This is a genomic window from Brevibacterium salitolerans, from assembly GCF_039531405.1.
Lineage (GTDB): Bacteria > Actinomycetota > Actinomycetes > Actinomycetales > Brevibacteriaceae > Brevibacterium > Brevibacterium salitolerans.
In genome coordinates this window covers 44,523-63,298 of the sequence record NZ_BAAAPZ010000018.1, presented here as the reverse complement: position 1 = coordinate 63,298, position 18,776 = coordinate 44,523, and the positions used below count along the sequence as shown (strand labels likewise).

Genomic DNA, 18,776 nt, shown 5'->3' with positions numbered 1-18,776 from the left:
ACCATCCCATGTAACTTCGTCACAACGGCGTGACAATAAAAAAAGTTTGGTGCTGCAAACACGCGGGCTGTGGACTCGTGCGCATGAGACTCCGCATAGCCGAGGCGGTGCGCCGCTCGGCGGATGCGGGGAGGGGGCGATGCCATCCGCACTCCTCAACCGGATCTGGGCGGCAGCGCTTGTTCCTCGCCGGAACGCTGGTGCGGGCATCGGATCTCTGCAGCAGGGGGTCGCCGTTCCTGCGCTTTGACCCGAAGGGGCAGGTGAGCGTCTCAGTGCCCCACTCGGTGCGCGGGGGCAGGCGCCGGAGGTGCGCCATGACGGCACGGGCCTCGGCGCGGGGCATGTCGCCGATTCGCGTGCTGTGTTCCGGTGCATGCGCACCCTCCGCAGAGTGAGGGCTCTCATGCCGCAGCGGCCTGCCGCGCGGGCCCGTGTGCAGAGTACGATTGCGGTCAGGCCGGGAGGCGCGACGCCTGCCCCGGCGGGACACTGCGCGAGAGGGAGAAATGGCGGCAGAGCACACGGGCAACGCGGCGGCAGCACAGGGGGACCCCTTCGGTCTCACGGGCCTCACCTACGACGACATCCTGCTGCTTCCGGGAGAGACGGACGTCATCCCCTCGGAGGCATCGACCGCCACGAAGCTCACCCGTGAGCTGGACATCAGCATCCCGCTGGTCTCCGCCGCGATGGACACCGTCACCGAATCGCGGATGGCGATCGCGATGGCGCGGATCGGCGGCATGGGCATCGTCCACCGCAACCTCTCCAAGGAGGATCAGGCGGAGGAGGTCGACTACGTCAAGCGCTCCGAGTCTGGCATGATCGACAACCCGGTGACCATCACGCCGGACCGGACCATCGCGGAGCTCGACGAGATCTGCGGCCAGTACCGCATCTCCGGTCTGCCCGTCGTGGACGAGAGCGGCGTCCTCGTGGGCATCATCACCAACCGCGATCTGCGCTTCATCCCCAACGACGTCTTCTCCACCGCCACGGTGGGCGAGCACATGACGACCGCGCCGCTGCACACCGCGCCGGTGGGGGTGAGCCGCGAGGAGGCGTACCGGATCCTCGCCGAGCACAAGATCGAGAAGCTCCCCCTCGTGGACGAGCACAACGTGCTGCGCGGCCTCATCACGGTCAAGGACTTCGTGAAGAAGGAGGAGTACCCGCTGGCGTCCAAGGACGGCCAGGGGCGCCTCCTCGTCGGTGCGGCAGTGGGCTTCTACGGCGATGCCCAGGAGCGTGCGGGGCTGCTCGCCGAGGCCGGTGTGGACGTGCTCGTCGTCGACACCGCCAACGGCCACGCCCGGGGTGTGACGGACATGATCCGCGGTCTCAAGCAGGACCCGGCGTTCCGTGACGTGCAGGTGATCGGCGGCAACGTCGCCACGACGGAGGGTGCGCAGGCGCTCATCGACGCGGGCGCGGACGCCATCAAGGTGGGAGTGGGCCCGGGCTCCATCTGCACCACCCGCGTGGTGGCCGGTGTAGGTGTCCCCCAGGTCACCGCGATCCACCTCGCCGCGCAGGCTGCGCGGAAGGCCGGTGTGCCGGTGATCGGCGACGGCGGCCTCCAGTACTCCGGCGACATCGGCAAGGCGCTCGTGGCGGGCGCGGACTCCGTGATGCTGGGCTCCCTCTTCGCCGGCACCGCGGAGAGCCCGGGCGATCTCATCCTCGTCAACGGGAAGCAGTACAAGGCCTATCGCGGCATGGGCTCCCTGGGTGCGATGGCACCGCGCAAGGGCAAGTCCTACTCCAAGGACCGCTACTTCCAGGCCGATGTCGCGACGGACACCGACCTCATCCCCGAGGGCATCGAGGGTCGCGTGGCCTACCGCGGTCCGCTGCGGCAGGTCGCCAACCAGCTCACCGGCGGTCTGCGCCAGACCATGTTCTACGTGGGCGCGCGGACCATCCCGGAGCTCAAGGAGCGCGGCCGCTTCGTCCGCCTCACGACGGCCGGGCTCAAGGAGAGCCACCCGCACGACATCCAGATGACGGTCGAGGCTCCCAACTACCACTCCAAGTGAGCGTGTCCCCGGGCGTCCGGCCCGGTGGGCACGGCCGCGACTGGCGGCGAGGAGCCGTTCCCGGCGCTCCTCGCCCGTCGGCCTGACTGCAGACGGCGCACCCAGCACTGCTGGGTGCGCCGTTCGCGTGTGTGTGCGTCGGCCTCGGCTGCGCCCTTCTTCCGTCATGTAATCGCTTGCGCAACTCTAATGTTGTTGTTGCCAAACATCTGAATTACCGTCCAGGGCATGAACGGATCAATGGACATCAGCACTTGGCCGCGCCGGTACCTCCACGCAGTCGCCGGAGCTCTCACAGGCCTCCTGCTCGCGGGCTGTGCCGGGGCGGGAGCCGCAGACCGCCAGGAGGCGGACGCGAAGCCGCTCGCGCTCACCACCTTCACGGTGCTTGCGGACATCGCGCAGAACATCGCCGGGGATGAGGTCGAGGTAGCCTCGCTCACCAAGCCCGGAGCGGAGATCCACGGCTACGAACCCACACCCGGTGATCTGCGCACGGCCGCGGATGCGGACCTCCTCATCGACAACGGACTGGGCCTGGAGGCCTGGTTCGAGCAGTTCGTCGCCGAGCTGGACGTCCCGCGCGCGGTCGCCTCCGAGGGCATCGAGCCCATCGACATCGCGGAGGACGCCTACGCGGGCCGCCCCAATCCGCACGCATGGATGAGCCCCCTCGTGGTCCAGGACTACGCGGACAACCTGGTGGACGCGTTCTCGGAGCTGGTGCCGGGATCCCGTGCGGAGTTCGAGCAGAACGCCACCGCCTACAAGGAGGAGCTCCAGAGCGTCCACGACTCCCTCACGGAGGCGCTCGACGGTCTGCCGGCAGGCACGCGGACGCTCGTCACCTGCGAGGGCGCCTTCAGCTACCTCGCGCGGGACGCGGGTCTGGAAGAGGAGTTCCTCTGGGCCGTGAATGCGGAGAACGAGGCCACGCCGCAGCAGATCCGCGACGTCATCGAATACGTGGAGGCCGAGGACGTGCCCACGGTGTTCTGCGAGTCCACGGTCTCCGACCGGGGCATGCAGCGCGTGGTGGAGGCCACCGGTGCGGAGTTCGGCGGCACCCTCTACGTCGACTCCCTGTCCGCACCCGGGGGAGAGGTGCCCACCTACCTGGACCTCATCCGGCACGACGCGGAGGTCATCGCCGCCGGGCTCGGGGCGGGACACGGAACGGGGCTCGAGGGGAGTGGCGCATGAGCGCGACTGGCAATGCTCCCGCGGCCCGCAGCGACATCGGCATCGAGGCCGCGGGGCTCACTGTCCGCTACGGCTCCGCCGCCCCCGCGCTCGAGGACGTGAGCCTGCGCGTGGAGTTCGGCCGGGTGTGCGGGCTGATCGGAGTGAACGGTTCCGGGAAGTCGACCCTGTTCAAGGCGATCATGGGGCTGGTGCGACCGGAGGCCGGCAGCGTGCGCGTGGCCGGTGAGCCCGTGTCCCGTGCCCGGCGGCGCAACCTGCTCTCCTACGTGCCGCAGCACGAGGCGGTGGACTGGAACTTCCCGGTCTCCGTCCGCGAGGTCGTGATGATGGGACGCTACGGCCGCCAGGGCGTCATGCGCACGCCGCGCCGGGAGGATCGAGAGGCTGTGCGCGATGCGATCGAGCGCGTGGGCCTGAGCGCACTCGCCGGGCGGCAGATCGGACAGCTCTCCGGAGGGCAGCGGCGACGGGCGTTCGTGGCCCGCGGGATCGCGCAGGGTGCGCGCGTCCTCCTGCTCGACGAACCCTTCGCCGGGGTCGACGCCCAGTCGCAGGCACTCATCACCGCACTCCTGCGCGAACTCGCGGCCGAGGGCGCGGCGGTCCTCGTCTCCACGCACGATCTCACGACCCTGCCCTCCCTCGCCGATGAGGCGGCACTCCTCCTGCGCCGCCTCGTCGCCGCGGGCACTCCGCAGGCGGTGCTCGCCCCGGACGTGCTGAGCCAGGCCTTCGGCCTCGTCCCTGCCTCGGCGCCCGCCCCTGCCTCGATTCCCGTTCCTGCCCCGGCCTCGGAAGGAGACCGGTGATGATCGACCTCCTCCTCGAACCGTTCGCCTTCGACTTCATGCTCCGGGCACTGGTCGTGGCCGTGGCCTCTGCGCTGGTGTGTGCCCTGCTGTCCTGCTGGCTGGTGCTCATCGGCTGGTCCCTCATGGGGGACGCGGTCTCGCACGCCGTGCTGCCCGGGGTGGTCCTCGCCTACATCCTCGGGGTGCCCTTCGCCGTGGGGGCCGTGGTCTTCGGTCTGCTCGCGGTGCTGCTGATCGGCGTGGTGCGCGACACGAGCCGCATCCGCGAGGACGCGGTGATCGGCATCGTGTTCACCTCGCTGTTCGCGCTGGGGATCGTCCTCGTCTCCGTCACGCCCAGCCACGTGGATCTGAGCCACATCCTGTTCGGGAACCTGCTGGGCGTCTCCCGCGCGGACGTCGTGCAGGTCTCGCTCCTCGCGGGCGCGGTGATGGCGGCCCTGCTCGTCAAGCGGCGCGATCTCACCCTGTTCGCCTTCGATCCCGTCCACGCGCACGCGGTGGGACTGAGCCCTCGTCTGCTGAGCGCACTGCTCCTCTGCCTCCTGGCCCTCACCGCGGTGGCGGCGCTGCAGGCCGTGGGCGTGGTGCTCGTGGTCGCGATGCTCATCATCCCCGGCGCGGCCGCACATCTGCTCACGGACAGCTTTCCACGCATGCTCCTGCTCGCCTCCGGCATCTCCGTGGCCGCCGCCGTACTGGGGATCTGCGTGAGCTACTGGGCGGACGCCTCCTCGGGCGGAACGGTGGTCCTGGCGCAGTCCGTGATGTTCGCGCTCGCCTACCTGTTCGGACCCGCGCACGGTCTCATTCCAGGGATGCTCCGGGCGCGTCGCACCACGGCGGCCGCTCTCTGATGTGCAACCATGACCGATGGATCGACTCCCACAGAACCCTTCGACGCCGGTACGAGGAGTGCCAGGCCGCCTTGCGGTCTCACGCTCCTCGCCCCAGCGCCGTCACTTCCCCGACACCTGAGGTTCTTCCATGCACCACCGTCTCACCGCGGTGACCGCGTGCGGCACCGCCGCGGCCATCGTCACCTCCCTCGGCCTCTTCAGCGGAACCAGCGCGCTGGCTGCGGAGAACGCCCCGGACATCACCGAATCCGCCCTCACCGAGGTCGACCCGGAGGGGCTCGAACTCGCCGGAGCACGTGCGGGATCGCAGGCCACCTCCGCGGTCACGCGTGCGGACACCACCAATCTGCCGCCGCTGCTGCGGGCGCCGGCGGCCTACGGCGAGGTCTCCCGCGGGTTCACCGCCTCCGTCGCCACGCATGTCGCCTCGTCCTCCGCCGCGAGCGGGCAGGGCGCCGCCGAGGCCGGGACTGCTGCCGAGGCGGCCGTCGCCTCGGGCGGTGCAGGCACCGGCGACGCTGGAACCGGCAGCGCCGGGACCAGCGACATCCGGACCGCGGACGAGACCGTTCCGCTCCCGGACGCCTCCGGTTCCGTCACGGAGACGACGGAGGACGGCATCGCGATCGCGGCGCTCTCGCAGGAGATGGAGGTGCCGGAGGGCAACCCCGCAGTCGTGGGTCTCACCTATGACGAATACGCGGACGTGGAGTTCGAGGTGCGGGCCAAGACGGACGGCCAGTGGTCCGAGTGGTCCCACATCCACGTCGAGAACTCCGGGGAGGGCGAGCCCGGGACGGACCCGTACTACGTGGCGGGGGCGTCCAGCCTGCAGATCCGCGTGCTCGGCGACGCAGGAGTGCCCGAGGGCACCTCGATCATGCTCGTCGATCCCAAGAAGCTCGACAGCGACGCCGAAGCGGTCCGGGACAACCAGCCCCTCGTCCCTGCCGACGATGCAGGCGAGGAGTCCGGTCAGTCCGGTGATTCCGGTTCGGCCGGTGATTCTGGTGAGGCCGGCGCTGCGGCCCCCGGCATCGTCGGCACCTCGGCGCGCGGCGAGCACGGCCGCGAGTGCACCGCGACCGGCGGATGCACGTGCCCGGAGTGCGCGGGGGCAGGCGCGGCGCAGACCGTCTACCAGCCGGGGTCGGCCTCGGCGGCGGTTCCCACCTCCAAGAAGGAGGTGAAGAAGCCCACGATCCGTTCCCGGAAGGACTGGGGCGCGGACGAGTCGCTGCGGGCGGGCTCCCCGGAGTACACGAGTGCTCCCACGGCAGCCGTCATCCACCACACGGACGGCAAGAACGACTACGACGCGGAGGACGTGCCCTCGATCCTCCGCGGCATCTACACCTTCCACGTGAAGGGCCGCGGCTGGGCGGACGTGGGCTACAACGTGCTCGCGGACAAGTACGGGCGCCTGTGGGAAGGACGCGCCGGCGGAGTCGCCAAGCCGGTCCTGGGCGCACACGCGCAGGGATACAACTCCGGGACCTTCGGCATCTCCGTGCTGGGCGACTACAGCAAGAAGGCCCCGCCCCGGGAGACGCGTGATGCGGTCGCCCAGGTCATCGCCTGGAAGCTGGCGAAGTCGGACACCCCGGCCGACGGGAAGACCACTATCGAGGGCGAGCGGATGAACACGATCGTCGGTCACCGGGACGTGGGGGACACGGACTGCCCGGGTGAGGCGTTCTACGACACCTTCGGTGAGATCCGGAAGACCGCGGTCGCCTTCCAAGAGGGCAAGGATCCGGTGAAGGAGGCCGAGGAGAAGAAGGCCGCGGAGAAGGCGGAGAAGGAGCAGGCCGAGAAGGACAAGACCGACGAGGAGGAGAAGGAGAAGGACTCCGAGAAGGACGGCAGCGGCCTCGAGGGCGGAGTCGTCGACGGGATCTCCGGAGGCGCCGCCGACCTCAGCTGAGGCGCCGCCTGCGGGGTAATGCCCGCGGGGTGATGCCCGCCGGATGCCGCCTGCGGGGTGGTGCCCGCCGGGTGCCCCCGCTGCTCGCCTCCTGCCGGGCACCGCCCGCCTGGTGCCGCCCCCACGGATAGGCTGGAGGCATGTCCGTCTCCGGCTTCTCCATCAGCACGCAGAACTACCTCAAGGCCATCTGGAGCCTCCAGGAGTGGACGGAGGCGCCCACCACTCCCAGCCTCATCGCTCAGAGGGTGGGTCTCCGGCTGTCCACGGTCTCCGGCGCGCTGCCCAAGCTCGCCGAGCAGGGTCTGGTGGTCCACGAGCCGTACAGCGGTGTGGCGCTCACGGAGGCGGGGCGTGCGGTCGCCGTCGCGATGGTGCGCCGCCACCGGCTGCTGGAGACGTTCCTCGTGCAGACGCTCGGCTACGGCTGGGACGAGGTCCACGAGGAGGCCGAACACCTGGAGCACGCCGTCTCGGATCTCATGGTCGAACGGATCGACGCGCTGCTGGGCAGGCCGGAGCGGGATCCCCACGGCGATCCGATCCCTGATGCGCAGGGCCGCGTCACCTCGCCCTCTGCCGTGCCGCTCACGGATGTGCAGCCCGGAGCGCGGGTGGTCGTGGAGCGGATCTCCGATGCGGACTCCGCCCTGCTGAAGCATCTCGCCTCGCGCGGGATCACGGTGGGCACCGTGCTCGAGGTGGGGGAGGGGGAGCCGTTCTCCGGTGCCCTGTCCGTGGCTCCCGCCGGCACTGCGGCTCCCGCCGGCGGCGAAGCCACCAGCTTGGGCGCGACGGCCGCCGCGCAGGTGTTCGTCTCCGTCAGGGGCTGAGGGTGCCGGTCCGGCGCAGATCAGTGCACCGGCCGGAACAGCGTCTCCTGCGCGATCGTCGCCACCTGCTCGCCGGACTCTGTGCCCAGCCTGCCGCGATACAGGCCGCGGCCTCGGGAGACGGACTCCGGGTGGAGGTCCATGAGGACCCAGCTGTTCATGTCCACGTCCTGGCGGAACCAGACCGCATGGTCGAGGCTGGAGCCGGAGCGGTACTCCGCCGTGTTCCAGGCACCCACTCCGCTGGAGATGTCGGAGAGGTAGGTGAGCGCGCAGAGGTGCATGAGCTGGTCCTCCGCCGGATCGCCCAGATCCTCCGTGCAGCGCGCCCAGAACCGCAGTGGATAGTCGCGGGACTCGTAGACCTGCTCGGTCAGACGCGCTTCGAACCCGAACATGCGCGGCAGCGCAGAGGTGGTGCCCATCGGCGCCTCCTCGACGGGCATGTGCTCGGAGTGCTCCGGGCTGTCGAAGGGCGCGGCGAAGGAGCAGGACATGTTGAAGATGACCTTCCCGTTCTGCAGCGCCACGACCCGCCGGGCGGAGAAGGAGCGTCCGTCGCGGTCACGGTGGACCTGCAGGACGGTGGGCTGGGAGGCGTCGCCCGGGCGCAGGAAGTAGCCGTGGAGCGAGTGCGGCCGCCGGTTCGCGTCCACCGTGAGCCCGGCCGCACGCAGCGACTGCGCGGCCACCTGCCCGCCGTAGAGGGCGTAGGGCTCCTCGAAGACGTAGCCGGCGCGGTAGATGTTGGGGTCGATCCGCTCCAGCTCCATCATCTCGACGAAGGAGCCCTCCAGCGGATCCAGCCGCGTGAAGCCGACCTCGGTCATCGTGTTCCTCCTGCGTCGATGTTCCTCTGCGGTGTTCCGCCCGCGCGGCACCATCCGCCCATGAGGGGGAGTTCCGCCCGCGCCGGGCTCTCTGCCCACGATGATAGGCGTCGCACCCCGGCCGACGTGACGGCGTCCCGCCTGCGGGATACAGTGGCGGGCAGTGACATGGGGTGCTCGTCACTGCCGGCCCAGCGGGTGCGGAAGCGAGCTGAGAACACACCCATCGAACCTGATCTAGCCAGTACTAGCGAAGGGATCGTCATGACAGGCGTCGACGTCTCCTCCGCCGGGGAGCTCTCCTCGGCACTCCGCCGGGCCGCCGCGCAGGTGCGCGGCACCGTGCCCCTCGTCCAGTGCATCACCAACACGGTGGTCCAGCAGTTCAGCGCGAACGTGGTCCTTGCCGCAGGCGGGTCCCCGGCCATGCTCGACCACGAGGCGGACGCCGCGCAGTTCGCCTCCCTCGCCGGGGGCATCCTCGTGAACTTCGGCACCGCCACCAGCCACCAGCTTCTCGCGGCGGACGCCGCAGTCGGCACCGCCGGGGTGCTGGGTACGCCCTGGGTGCTCGATCCCGTCTCGCTGGGCGCGGCGGACCACCGCTCCATGCACATCCGCCGGCTCGCGGCCTCCGGTCCGGCGGCCATCCGCGGCAACGCCTCGGAGATCGCGGGTCTGGCAGGCACCGGCTCCGGCGGCCGCGGCATCGAGTCGATCGACACGGTGGACGACGTCCTCGCTCCCGCCGCCGTCCTCGCCGCGCGCACCGGTGCGGTCGTGGCCGTCTCCGGGCCCGTGGACGCCGTGGTGACCGCCCGCGGTGACAGCGCTCTCGTCGCGCGCATAGCCGGCGGACACCGCTTCATGCCCCTCGTCGTGGGCACCGGCTGCTCGCTGGGAGCGCTCACGGCCGCCTATCTGGGCGCGGCGGAGGCTGAGGCGAACGCTGCGGCCAGTACGGACCCTTCTGCCGGTGCGGATCCTGCGGCGGACTCCCGCTTCCACGCCGTCATCGCCGCCCACGCGCACTTCGCGGTGGCGGGTGCAGCCGCGGGCGCCCGTGCGCAGGGGCCGGGCAGCTTCCAGCCGGAGTTCCTCGATGCGCTCTGGGCCGCCGGGCCCGAGGCCGTGGCCGGGGCGGAGGTCACCCTCTCCCGCGTCCCGCTGCCGGCCGACGGTGCGGAGGTGACGGCATGAGCACGTCCGCCCTCCCGCCCAGGCTGGCGCCCTACGACTGGACGCTCTACTTCGTCACGGACACCGCACAGTGCGCGTCCGTGGGCCGGACCGTGGCTGAGACCGTCGCCGAGGCCGTGGCCGGCGGTGCGGGCATCGTCCAGGTGCGGGACAAGGACGCCTCGGACGCAGAGGTCGAGGCGCTCACCCGCGAGGTCCTCACGGCGGTGGAGCGCGGTGCGGCCGAGCGGGCCTCGGCCCGGGTTCCGGTCTTCGTCGACGACAGACTGGACGTGGTGCGCAGACTCCGCGAGGAGGGCCTGGACGTCCACATCCACGTGGGCCAGACGGACGAGCCCATCGCCGAGGTGCGGCGTGTGCTGGGACCCGAACCCCTCGTGGGGCTGTCCGCCCGCACCCCTGAGCAGTTCGCCGCGGCGGCGGCTCTGCACGACGAGGACACCGGGGCGGGCCTCGTGGATCTCCTGGGCATCGGCCCCGCCTACGACACCACCACCAAGGCCGGGGCGCCGGCGGGCTTCGGGCCGGACGGCATCGCCGCGCTGGCCTCGGCCGCGGTGCAGATGGGACTGCCCGCCGTGGGGATCGGCGGGATCACCGCTGAACGCGCCCCGGAACTCGCCTCCGCGCCCCTGCTGGGCATCTGCGTGGTGTCCGCGATCTGCCGCGCGGAGGATCCCCGGGCCGCCGCGGCCGCGATCCGGGCCGCCTACCTGGGTGCTGCCCCAGGCTGAGGAACCGCGTTCCTCCCTGCTCCTCGCCCCGCACGCTCCTCGCGGCTCTACCCCCGCACGCTCCTCGCAGCCACCCCTGCACGCTCCTCACGGAAGGCACCCATGCGTCCGCCCGCAGCACTGTCCATCGCCGGCACCGATCCCTCCGGCGGCGCCGGCATCCACGCCGACCTCAAGGCCTTCTCCGCCCGCGGCGTCTACGGCACCACCGTCATCACCGCCCTCGTCGCGCAGAACACCCACGGCGTGAGCCGTGTCTATCCCGTGGACGCGGACTTCGTCGCCGACCAGTTCGCCGCCGTCCTCGACGACATGCCCGTGGACGCCGCGAAGACCGGCATGCTCGGCTCCCGCGAGCTCGTGGAACTCACAGTCGAACAGGTGCGCACCCGCGACCTCGGCTTCCTCACCGTCGACCCCGTCATGGTGGCCACCTCCGGTCACAGGCTGCTGGAGGAGGACGCCGTCGAGGCCGTGCGCACACTGCTCGCACCCGTCGCGGACCTCATCACCCCCAACCTGCCGGAGGCGGCGCTGCTGCTGGGCGACGATGTGGCCCCGGCCTCGGACGCGGAGGAACAGCGCGCGCACGCGCTCGAACTCGTGGCCCGAGGCTCCCGCGCCGTCCTCCTCAAGGGCGGGCACATGGCCGGGAACGAGCTGCTGGACGTCCTGGCCGTCCGCGTGGGGGAGGGGATCGTGCTGCGCGAGTTCCGGCATCCCAAGGTCGCCACCGAGCACACGCACGGCACGGGCTGCACCCTTTCGGCTGCGATCACGGCCGAGGCCGCCGCGAGTGCGCGCGCAGGACGGGACCCGCGCGAACCGGAGGAGCTCGCCGAGGTGGTGGGCACCTCGCTGGACTATCTGGCGCGGGCGCTGGCCTCCGGGGCGGAGTGGCAGGTCATGTACGAGCCTGCCGGCGCGCACGGGCCGGTGGATCACATGGTCGACCTGATGAGGACTGCTGAGTGAGGAGCGGAGAGATGCGCACGTACCACTGCGGCCCGCATTCGCTGCGGGTCTGGGACTCCGTGGCCGGCACGCTGCGGGAGATCGAGGAGCTGGAGTTCCTCACGAGGATGCTGGACGGGAGCCTGGAGCCCCGCCGGTTCGTCAACTACATCCTCCAGGACGGGATCTACCTCCAGGGCTACGCGCGGGCGATGAGCCTGCTGGCCGCCAAGGCGGGCAGCCGCGAGGAGTCGCGGTTCTGGAACTCGTCCGCGGCGGGTGCCATCGCGGACGAGGAGGCGATGCAGGCGGACCTGCTCGCGGACGCGAGGTTCGCCGGCCTGGCGGTGGAACTGGCTGTGGGAAGCGACTCCGGCAGTGCGGCTCCGGGTGCCCTGGCTATGGGCGGCTCGACCGGCCCGGCCACAGACGGCGTGGCGGCACCCAGCCCCACGACGCTGGGCTACACCTCGTACCTGGTGGCCGCCGCCGCGACCGAACCCTACGAGGTGGGAGTCGCGGCGATCCTGCCGTGCTTCTGGATCTACGCGCACATGGGCAAGGTGCTCACGGCGCGGGCGGCCGCAGGGGACTCCGGCGGCGACGCGAGTGCGGCCCTGGCCGGGAACCCGTACGAGGCGTGGATCCGCGCCTATGACTCCGAGGAGTTCGACCGTGCGGCGGAGGAGGCGGTGGCGGTCTACGAACGTCTCGCCGCGGGCGCGACGGAGCGGATCCGCGCGCAGATGGAGGAGGCCTTCCGCCGCGCTGCGGTCTACGAGCTCCACTTCTGGCAGCGGGCCGGTGCGCTGGAGGACTGGAGCGTCTGACCTACGCTTTTCGCAGCGGACGGGAAGCCCGCCCCGGGGGCTTCATGTCTGCGGATTCGCCGCTTGGACGACTCGGGAGCGGCGAATCTGCAGACGGGAACGAGGCCGGCGGCGTTCCGGTCTGATTGAGCACGGGGAGCGCGGCACGCCTCCCGCGTGGCCGCTCCGCACCGTCAGCGCGGCCGCTCCGCACCGTCAGCGCCGCCGCGCCGCAGGCAGCGCCGCCCCGCCTCTCAGCCGCGGCGGTCCGTGGCGGCGCCCAGCTGGTTCCAGCCGCGCGCGATGGTGCCGGTGAGGTCGTCCTGCGTCATGTCCGCCAGCCGGATCCTGTCGTGCTTGGGACAGGCGAGGTGGCCGATGACGAAGCAGAAGGCGAGCTGGCCGAGGGTCAGGAAGAGAAGGACTGAGCAGAGCATGACAGCTCCTTTGCGCGGAGGAGGTGCGGAGGCGGCGCCGTGGCGCGGTTCGGCGGGCGGCGGTGTCCGCGTACATCCAGGATGGAACCGCCGTCGCCCCACTGACAAGAGGGCCGAGTGAGAGTTCCGTCATACGGCCGCTTCTTCTCACATACCGCCCCGCCCAGAGGCCTCCCAGGCGTGGACCGGTACCCTGGGGCCGTGAGCCAAGAGATTGAGATCGGCCGGGGCAAGCGCGGTCGCCGCGCCTACACCCTCGACGACATCGCCATCGTCCCTGCCCGCCGCACGCGCGACCCCCGCGACGTCGATCTGTCCTGGCAGATCGACGCCTACCGGTTCGACCTGCCCTTCATCGCCGCCCCCATGGACTCGGTGATGTCACCGCGGACCGCCATCGAGCTGGGACGCCTGGGCGGCCTGGGCGTGCTCGACCTCGAAGGGCTCTGGACCCGCTACGAGGACCCGCAGCCGCTGCTGGACGAGATCGCCGGCCTGGACGCGGCCTCGGCGACCGTGCGCATGCAGGAGATCTATGCGGCCCCCATCCAGCCGGAGCTGATCACGGCGCGGCTGGGGGAGATCCGCGAGGCGGGCGTCACCGTCGCCGGCGCGCTCACTCCCGCGCGGACGCAGGAGCACTGGCGGACGGTCGTGGAGGCCGGCTGCGATCTCTTCGTCATCCGGGGCAACACCGTCTCCGCGGAACACGTCTCCAGCGCGGAGGAGCCCCTCAATCTCAAGCAGTTCATCTACGAACTGGACGTCCCCGTGATCGTGGGCGGCGTCGCCTCCTACACGCCCGCCCTGCACCTCATGCGTGCGGGCGCGGCCGGTGTGCTCGTGGGATTCGGCGGAGGCGCCTCCTCGACGACCCGCCGCGCTCTGGGCATCAACGTGCCCATGGCGACGGCGCTCGCGGACATCCACGCCGCCCGCCGCGACTACATGGACGAGTCCGGCGGACGCTACGTCCACGTCATCGCAGACGGCGGCCTGGGCGACTCCGGCTCCATCGTCAAGGCCTTCGCCATGGGCGCGGACGCCGTCATGCTGGGTGCGGCCCTCGCGCGTGCGGACGAGGCGCCCGGCCGCGGCTCCCACTGGGGCGCCGAGGCCCACCACCTGCAGCTGCCCCGCGGCCGCAAGGTGGAGCTGGGCTCCGTGGGGCCGCTGGAGCAGCTCCTGTTCGGCCCCGGCCACACGGCTCTGGGTGAGGTCAACATCGCCGGGGCCCTGCGCCGTTCCATGTCCACCGCCGGTTACCTGGAGCTCAAGGAGTTCCAGCGGGTGGACGTCGTCGTGACGCCCCAGACCGCTCCGGAGATCTGAGACCGCCCACGTGCTACGACTCGCCCTCACCCCGCGCTGGCTGGCTTTCCTCGCGCTCGTGCTGGTGCTGGCCACCTGCTTCGTGGGACTCTCCGCATGGCAGGCGGACCGTGCCCAGCACAAGAACGACGTCGTCTCCGCGCAGGACGTCGACACCCCGCGGCCCTTCACGGAGACGCTCGACGCGCAGGTGATGATGCCCGGCTACCTCTCCGACCAGCGGGTGACGCTCACGGGCGAGTACCTGCCGGACGCGCAGGTGCTCGTGGCCGACCGCATCGAGGACGGGCGGACCGGCTTCTGGGTGGTGACGATGTTCGTCCCGGAGGGCGCGAGGCTGGGCGAGGAGGCACAGCTGGCGCCGGCCGACGGTGAGGAGGCCGCCGGCGGGACGGATGCCGGGGCCGCTCCCGAGGCCGGGGCCGCCGGTCCCAAGCCCATCGCCGTCCCGGTGGTGCGGGGCTGGGTCCCGGATGCGGCCTCGGCGGCGGATGCCCCCGCGCCCGCCGGCGTGCAGGAGATGACCGCGCGGCTGGGCCCGGTGGAGGGCGCGGAGCCCACCGGCGATCTGCCGGAGGGGCAGGTGCACAGCGTCTCCACCGCGCAGCTCGTCAACCTCTTCGACGTGTACTCGTACTCCGGCATCCTCTTCCCCGAGGACGTCGCGGCCGTCGTCGCGTCGCCGGAGAACACGCCGCTGGAGCCGGTGGTGCTGGAGAAGGATACCGGCGGAGGGCTCGATCTGCAGTCGGCGATCTATGCGCTGGAGTGGATCTTCTTCGCCGGCTTCGCCCTCTACATCTGGTTCCAGCTGCTGCGTGACGCCTACCACCGGCAGGAGGCCGAACGCGGCGGGGGAGCCCCGCAGGAGTACGTCGTCGTCAAACGCGCCGGTGAGCGGGACATGCGTGCGCCTGCGGCGGTGGGCACCGCCTCGGGGGCGGATGCCGCCGGTGCCGGTGGTGCGACCCATGCGGAGGCCGCCGGTGGTGGCACCGCCGCCGAACCCGCCGCCGGAGCGCAGCCCGCAGACATGGACCACGGAGCCCAAGGAGCCCCACGTTGAGTCAGAATCCCGATGCCGCCCCGGCCTTCGACCCGGACGAGGTGTGGACGGTCAAGCAGTTCACGTCCGCGCGCAACGCCATGCGGTTCTACCGCGTCATGGCGCTGCTCACCGGCACCATGCTCCTCATCCTCACGGTGGAGATGCTGTACAAGTACGTCTACGTGCCTCTGGTGCTGGGCGGGTCCCCCAGTGAGGCGCTGCAGTTCGGCGATTTCAACCTCGCCGCGGCGATCGCCATCTGCCACGGCTGGTGCTACGTCGTCTACCTCATCGGCTGCTTCTGGCTGAACCAGGCGATGCGCTGGAAGCTGGCACGGCTGCTCGTGCTCGCCCTGGCCGGCGTCGTGCCGGTGATGTCCTTCATCCTCGAGCGGCGCATCCACCGTCAGGTGGAGGAGGAGCTGGACGCGGCAGTGGTGGTCGCGCCCAAGGAGTGAGGCGGGAGTGTTCGGCCTCCTGCTGGACGTCTGCCCGCGCCCCTCACTGCTGAGCCCCGCGCCGCTGGTGAGCCCCGCGCCGCTGATGGGGCGGGGGCCTGCATGTCCGGCGTCACCCCACCGGGAACGGTGCGTGCGTCCATTCGTCGTCGCGCCCTGCCCTACAGACCCCGAGGAGGTCCCCGCATGACCCGGCTGACCGTCGATCCCGACGACTCCACTCCGCCCTACGAGCAGATCCGCAGGGGCGTGCTCGACCAGGCGGCGCGCGGAGTGCTGCTGCCCGGCGACCGCCTGCCCGCCATCCGTGCGCTGGCCGCCGACCTCGGCCTCGCCCCCGGCACCGTGGCCCGTGCCTACCGGGAGCTGGAGGAGGGCGGGATCATCACGACCCGCCGCGGTGCCGGCACGCGGATCGCGGAGGGGCTCGACGTCTCCGCGCTGCCCACCGCGGAGGGTGAGGACCCTGCCGTGCTGCGCTACGCCGCCGAGGTCGTCGCCGTCGCCGCTGAGAGGGGCCTGCCGCTCGACCAGCTGGCCGCCGCCGTCCGTGACGAAGTGACCCGCGTCTCCGCCGGAGCCTGAGGGGCGGTCGGTGCTGCGAGCGGCCTCGGCGGCACGGGCGACGGCCGCGGGTGGTGGCGGCCGTCACGAGTGCGGTGCAGGTGTGGGAACAGGCGCGAACCGGCCCGGCCCTCCGCGTCCGGAGGGCCGTCCTCACCGTCTAGAATCGCACGTATGACCTCACCCCAATCCGCGCAGCCGGAGGGCGGGGGCGCGCCAGACGCCTCGGCCTCGGCCCAGCACAATCCCGTCCTCGTCGTCGACTTCGGCGCACAGTATGCCCAGCTCATCGCCCGCCGTGTGCGGGAAGCCGGTCTGTACTCCGAGGTGATCCCCTACTCGGCCACCCCTGAGGAGTTCACGGCCCGCGCCCCGCGCGCCATCGTGCTCTCCGGCGGCCCCTCCTCCGTCAACGACGAGGGCGCGCCGCGGCTGGCGGACGGCGTCCTCGACCTCGACGTGCCCATCCTGGGCATCTGCTACGGGTTCCAGACCCTGGCCGCGCGCCTGGGCGGCACCGTCGCGCGCACCGACAAGCGCGAGTACGGCTCCACGCACACGCGGCTCGCCGCGGATCCGGGCACGCTGCTCAAGGGCATGCCGCAGGAGCAGACGACCTGGATGTCCCACGGCGACTCCGTCACCGGCGCACCGCTGGGCTTCACCGTCCTCGCCTCCACGGAGTCCACGCCCATCGCCGCGTTCGAGAACCTCGAGCGCCGGTGCGCAGGGGTCCAGTGGCACCCGGAGGTCCTCCACTCCGAGCACGGCCAGAAGGTCCTGGAGAACTTCCTCTACGACGTCGCCGGCCTCACCCCGGACTGGACCAACGAGAACATCATCGACGACCAGGTGGAGCGCATCCGCGCCCAGGTGGGCGAGGCGCGCGTGATCTCCGCGCTCTCCGGCGGCGTGGACTCCGCCGTGTCCACCGCGCTGGTGCACAAGGCGATCGGCGACCAGCTCACCGCCGTCTTCGTGGACCACGGCCTGCTGCGCAAGGGTGAGCGGGAGCAGGTGGAGAAGGACTACGTCGAGTCCACCGGCGTGCGCCTCATCACCGTCGACGCCGCGGACACCTTCCTGGGCCACCTGGAGGGCGTGACGGATCCGGAGGCCAAGCGCAAGATCATCGGCCGGGAGTTCATCCGCGCCTTCGAACAGGTCCAGCGCGACCTCGTCGAGGAGGCGAAGGCCTCCGGCGGCGCTCCGGTGAAGTTCCTCGTGCAGGGCACGCTCTACCCGGACGTCGTGGAGTCCGGCGGGGGAGCGGGGACCGCGAACATCAAGTCCCACCACAATGTGGGCGGACTCCCGGACGACCTCGACTTCGAGCTCGTGGAGCCCCTGCGCGCGCTGTTCAAGGACGAGGTCCGGGCGATCGGCCGCGAGCTGGGCCTGCCCGAGGCGATCGTGGGACGCCAGCCGTTCCCCGGCCCCGGCCTCGGCATCCGGATCGTGGGCGAGGTCACCCGCGAGCGCCTGGAGATCCTGCGTGAGGCGGATGCGATCGCCCGCGAGGAGCTCACCGCCGCCGGGCTGGACGCACAGATCTGGCAGTGCCCCGTGGTGCTGCTCGCGGACGTGCGCTCGGTGGGCGTGCAGGGCGACGGCCGCACCTACGGCCACCCCATCGTGCTGCGTCCGGTGAGCAGTGAGGACGCCATGACCGCGGACTGGACGCGCATCCCCTACGACACGCTGTCCGCCATCTCCAACCGCATCACCAACGAGGTCGACGAGATCAACCGCGTCGTCCTCGACGTGACCTCGAAGCCGCCGGGCACCATCGAGTGGGAGTGAAGCGCGAGGGAGCCACGCTCCCCCTCCTCTGAGTTACGTCTGCGTACCGGCCGCCCACCACGGCCGCTACGCAGACGTAACTTGTTTTTGGGGGAGTGCTGCGGGCTGCGTGGGTTCACAGTTGCCGCCCTGAACGGTGTTCAGGTACCGTGTGGCGTGTCCTGAACGGTGTTCAGTGGTGCCGGAAGGCCCTCGCCGTTCCCTCCCGTCCGTGAAAGCCGAGTGAGCCATGACTTCTGCCGCATCGTCGCCCCAGGCCGTGCGCACCGAGACCTCCGCATCGTCAGCCACCGCCTCAGCCGCCGCGCGCACCCCGCGACTGGGTTCCCGCGACGTGGCGTTCATCGCCGTCTTCGCCGCCCTCGCGGCCGCGCTCTCCGCGGTGCCCGGCATCCCCACGGGCGGTTCCGGCGTCCCCATCACGCTGCAGACGATCGGCATCGCCCTCTGCGGCATGGTGCTGGGCCCGCTGCGCGGATTCCTCGCGGCACTCCTCTACGTGGCCCTGGGGCTCCTGGGCCTGCCGATCTTCTCGAACTTCTCCGGCGGCCTCGGAGTGCTCGCCGGCGGCTCCGCCGGGTACGTCCTCTCCTTCCCCCTCTACGCGCTCATCTGCGGTCTGCTCGCCCGCTGGGCGGTCAAGCGCCTCACCGGCCCGCGCCTCTGGTGCGTGCTGGCCCTCGGCGGTCTGCTGGGGAGCTTCCTCACCAACCACCCCGGCGGCATCCTGGGGATGTCGATCAACCTCGACCTCACCCTGCAGCAGGCGCTGTTCGCGGACATGGCATTCTGGCCCGGTGATGTCCTCAAGAACCTGCTCGCCGCCGTCCTGGCGGTCACGGTCCATCGTGCATTCCCCGCCGTCCTCGTCCGCCGATGACCCCGTCTCGCCCGCTGACGACCTCACTCCCGGCCTCCGCCTCACTC

General features: G+C 71.2%; 18 protein-coding genes and 1 riboswitch. Of the genes, 16 read left to right on the top strand and 2 right to left on the bottom strand.

Translation table 11 applies throughout. The features are described from left to right. Positions 1-509 precede the first annotated feature (509 nt). From guaB to ABD240_RS15190, 6 genes are all read left to right on the top strand, one after another. On the top strand, positions 510-2,042 hold the full coding sequence (gene guaB, locus ABD240_RS15215) for an IMP dehydrogenase (RefSeq protein ID WP_291794748.1): 1,533 nt from the start codon (positions 510-512) through the stop codon (positions 2,040-2,042). Between the two features lie 228 nt (positions 2,043-2,270). Beyond that, on the top strand, positions 2,271-3,245 hold the full coding sequence (locus tag ABD240_RS15210; protein ID WP_344338227.1) for a metal ABC transporter substrate-binding protein: 975 nt from the start codon (positions 2,271-2,273) through the stop codon (positions 3,243-3,245). After that, positions 3,242-4,057, top strand: coding sequence for a metal ABC transporter ATP-binding protein (locus tag ABD240_RS15205; protein ID WP_344338225.1), 816 nt, complete (start codon positions 3,242-3,244; stop codon positions 4,055-4,057). Before ABD240_RS15210 ends, ABD240_RS15205 begins: the two co-directional genes overlap by 4 nt. Further along, entirely contained in the window at positions 4,057-4,917 is an 861-nt protein-coding gene (locus ABD240_RS15200) for a metal ABC transporter permease (protein ID WP_344338223.1), read from the top strand. The genes ABD240_RS15205 and ABD240_RS15200 overlap by 1 nt, the downstream gene beginning before the upstream one ends. A gap of 130 nt (positions 4,918-5,047) precedes the next feature. Next, complete coding sequence (locus tag ABD240_RS15195; RefSeq protein ID WP_344338221.1) at positions 5,048-6,847, top strand: peptidoglycan recognition protein family protein; 1,800 nt, start codon at positions 5,048-5,050, stop codon at positions 6,845-6,847. Positions 6,848-6,987: 140 nt separating this feature from the next. After that, on the top strand, positions 6,988-7,680 hold the full coding sequence (locus ABD240_RS15190; RefSeq protein WP_291794645.1) for a metal-dependent transcriptional regulator: 693 nt from the start codon (positions 6,988-6,990) through the stop codon (positions 7,678-7,680). Positions 7,681-7,700: 20 nt separating this feature from the next. On the opposite strand, the gene ABD240_RS15185 is transcribed toward ABD240_RS15190, so the two are convergent. Further along, positions 7,701-8,510: an acyl-CoA thioesterase gene (locus ABD240_RS15185; protein WP_344338219.1), complete on the bottom strand. Its 810-nt coding sequence runs from the start codon at positions 8,508-8,510 to the stop codon at positions 7,701-7,703. 159 nt (positions 8,511-8,669) lie between these two features. Then, positions 8,670-8,787: riboswitch (TPP riboswitch) on the top strand. Here ABD240_RS15185 and thiM point away from each other — a divergent pair. The 4 genes from thiM to ABD240_RS15165 all read left to right on the top strand — a co-directional run bounded on the left by thiM (position 8,775) and on the right by ABD240_RS15165 (position 12,228). After that, entirely contained in the window at positions 8,775-9,710 is a 936-nt protein-coding gene (gene thiM, locus ABD240_RS15180) for a hydroxyethylthiazole kinase (protein WP_344338217.1), read from the top strand. Its footprint overlaps the riboswitch before it by 13 nt. After that, entirely contained in the window at positions 9,707-10,444 is a 738-nt protein-coding gene (locus ABD240_RS15175) for a thiamine phosphate synthase (protein ID WP_344338215.1), read from the top strand. The genes thiM and ABD240_RS15175 overlap by 4 nt, the downstream gene beginning before the upstream one ends. A 102-nt stretch (positions 10,445-10,546) precedes the next feature. After that, positions 10,547-11,419 (top strand): bifunctional hydroxymethylpyrimidine kinase/phosphomethylpyrimidine kinase, encoded by an 873-nt coding sequence (thiD, locus tag ABD240_RS15170; RefSeq protein WP_344338213.1) that lies wholly within the window; start codon positions 10,547-10,549, stop codon positions 11,417-11,419. Between the two features lie 11 nt (positions 11,420-11,430). Further along, the gene (locus tag ABD240_RS15165) at positions 11,431-12,228 is read left to right on the top strand and encodes a TenA family protein (RefSeq protein ID WP_344338211.1); all 798 of its coding nucleotides are present in this window, start codon (positions 11,431-11,433) and stop codon (positions 12,226-12,228) included. A gap of 233 nt (positions 12,229-12,461) precedes the next feature. Here the strand turns inward: ABD240_RS15165 and ABD240_RS15160 are convergent, their stop codons facing one another. Continuing rightward, positions 12,462-12,644 carry a hypothetical protein gene (locus tag ABD240_RS15160; RefSeq protein WP_291796471.1) on the bottom strand — a complete coding sequence of 61 codons (183 nt, stop codon included), beginning with the start codon at positions 12,642-12,644 and terminating at the stop codon, positions 12,462-12,464. Between the two features lie 201 nt (positions 12,645-12,845). Here ABD240_RS15160 and ABD240_RS15155 point away from each other — a divergent pair, with 201 nt between their 5' ends. The 6 genes from ABD240_RS15155 (at position 12,846) to ABD240_RS15130 (ending at position 18,729) form a co-directional block, all read left to right on the top strand. Further along, on the top strand, positions 12,846-13,976 hold the full coding sequence (locus ABD240_RS15155) for a GuaB3 family IMP dehydrogenase-related protein (RefSeq protein WP_291796468.1): 1,131 nt from the start codon (positions 12,846-12,848) through the stop codon (positions 13,974-13,976). A gap of 10 nt (positions 13,977-13,986) precedes the next feature. Further along, the gene (locus tag ABD240_RS15150; protein WP_344338208.1) at positions 13,987-15,042 is read left to right on the top strand and encodes an SURF1 family protein; all 1,056 of its coding nucleotides are present in this window, start codon (positions 13,987-13,989) and stop codon (positions 15,040-15,042) included. Then, positions 15,039-15,482 (top strand): DUF3817 domain-containing protein, encoded by a 444-nt coding sequence (locus tag ABD240_RS15145; RefSeq protein ID WP_291796462.1) that lies wholly within the window; start codon positions 15,039-15,041, stop codon positions 15,480-15,482. Before ABD240_RS15150 ends, ABD240_RS15145 begins: the two co-directional genes overlap by 4 nt. Before the next feature lie 186 nt (positions 15,483-15,668). Further along, positions 15,669-16,067, top strand: a complete 399-nt coding sequence (locus ABD240_RS15140) for a GntR family transcriptional regulator (RefSeq protein ID WP_291796457.1) — start codon at positions 15,669-15,671, stop codon at positions 16,065-16,067. Positions 16,068-16,220: 153 nt separating this feature from the next. Continuing rightward, entirely contained in the window at positions 16,221-17,849 is a 1,629-nt protein-coding gene (gene guaA / locus ABD240_RS15135; RefSeq protein WP_291796455.1) for a glutamine-hydrolyzing GMP synthase, read from the top strand. Positions 17,850-18,078: 229 nt separating this feature from the next. After that, entirely contained in the window at positions 18,079-18,729 is a 651-nt protein-coding gene (locus ABD240_RS15130) for a biotin transporter BioY (RefSeq protein WP_291796454.1), read from the top strand. The last annotated feature ends 47 nt before the right edge of the window (positions 18,730-18,776 follow it).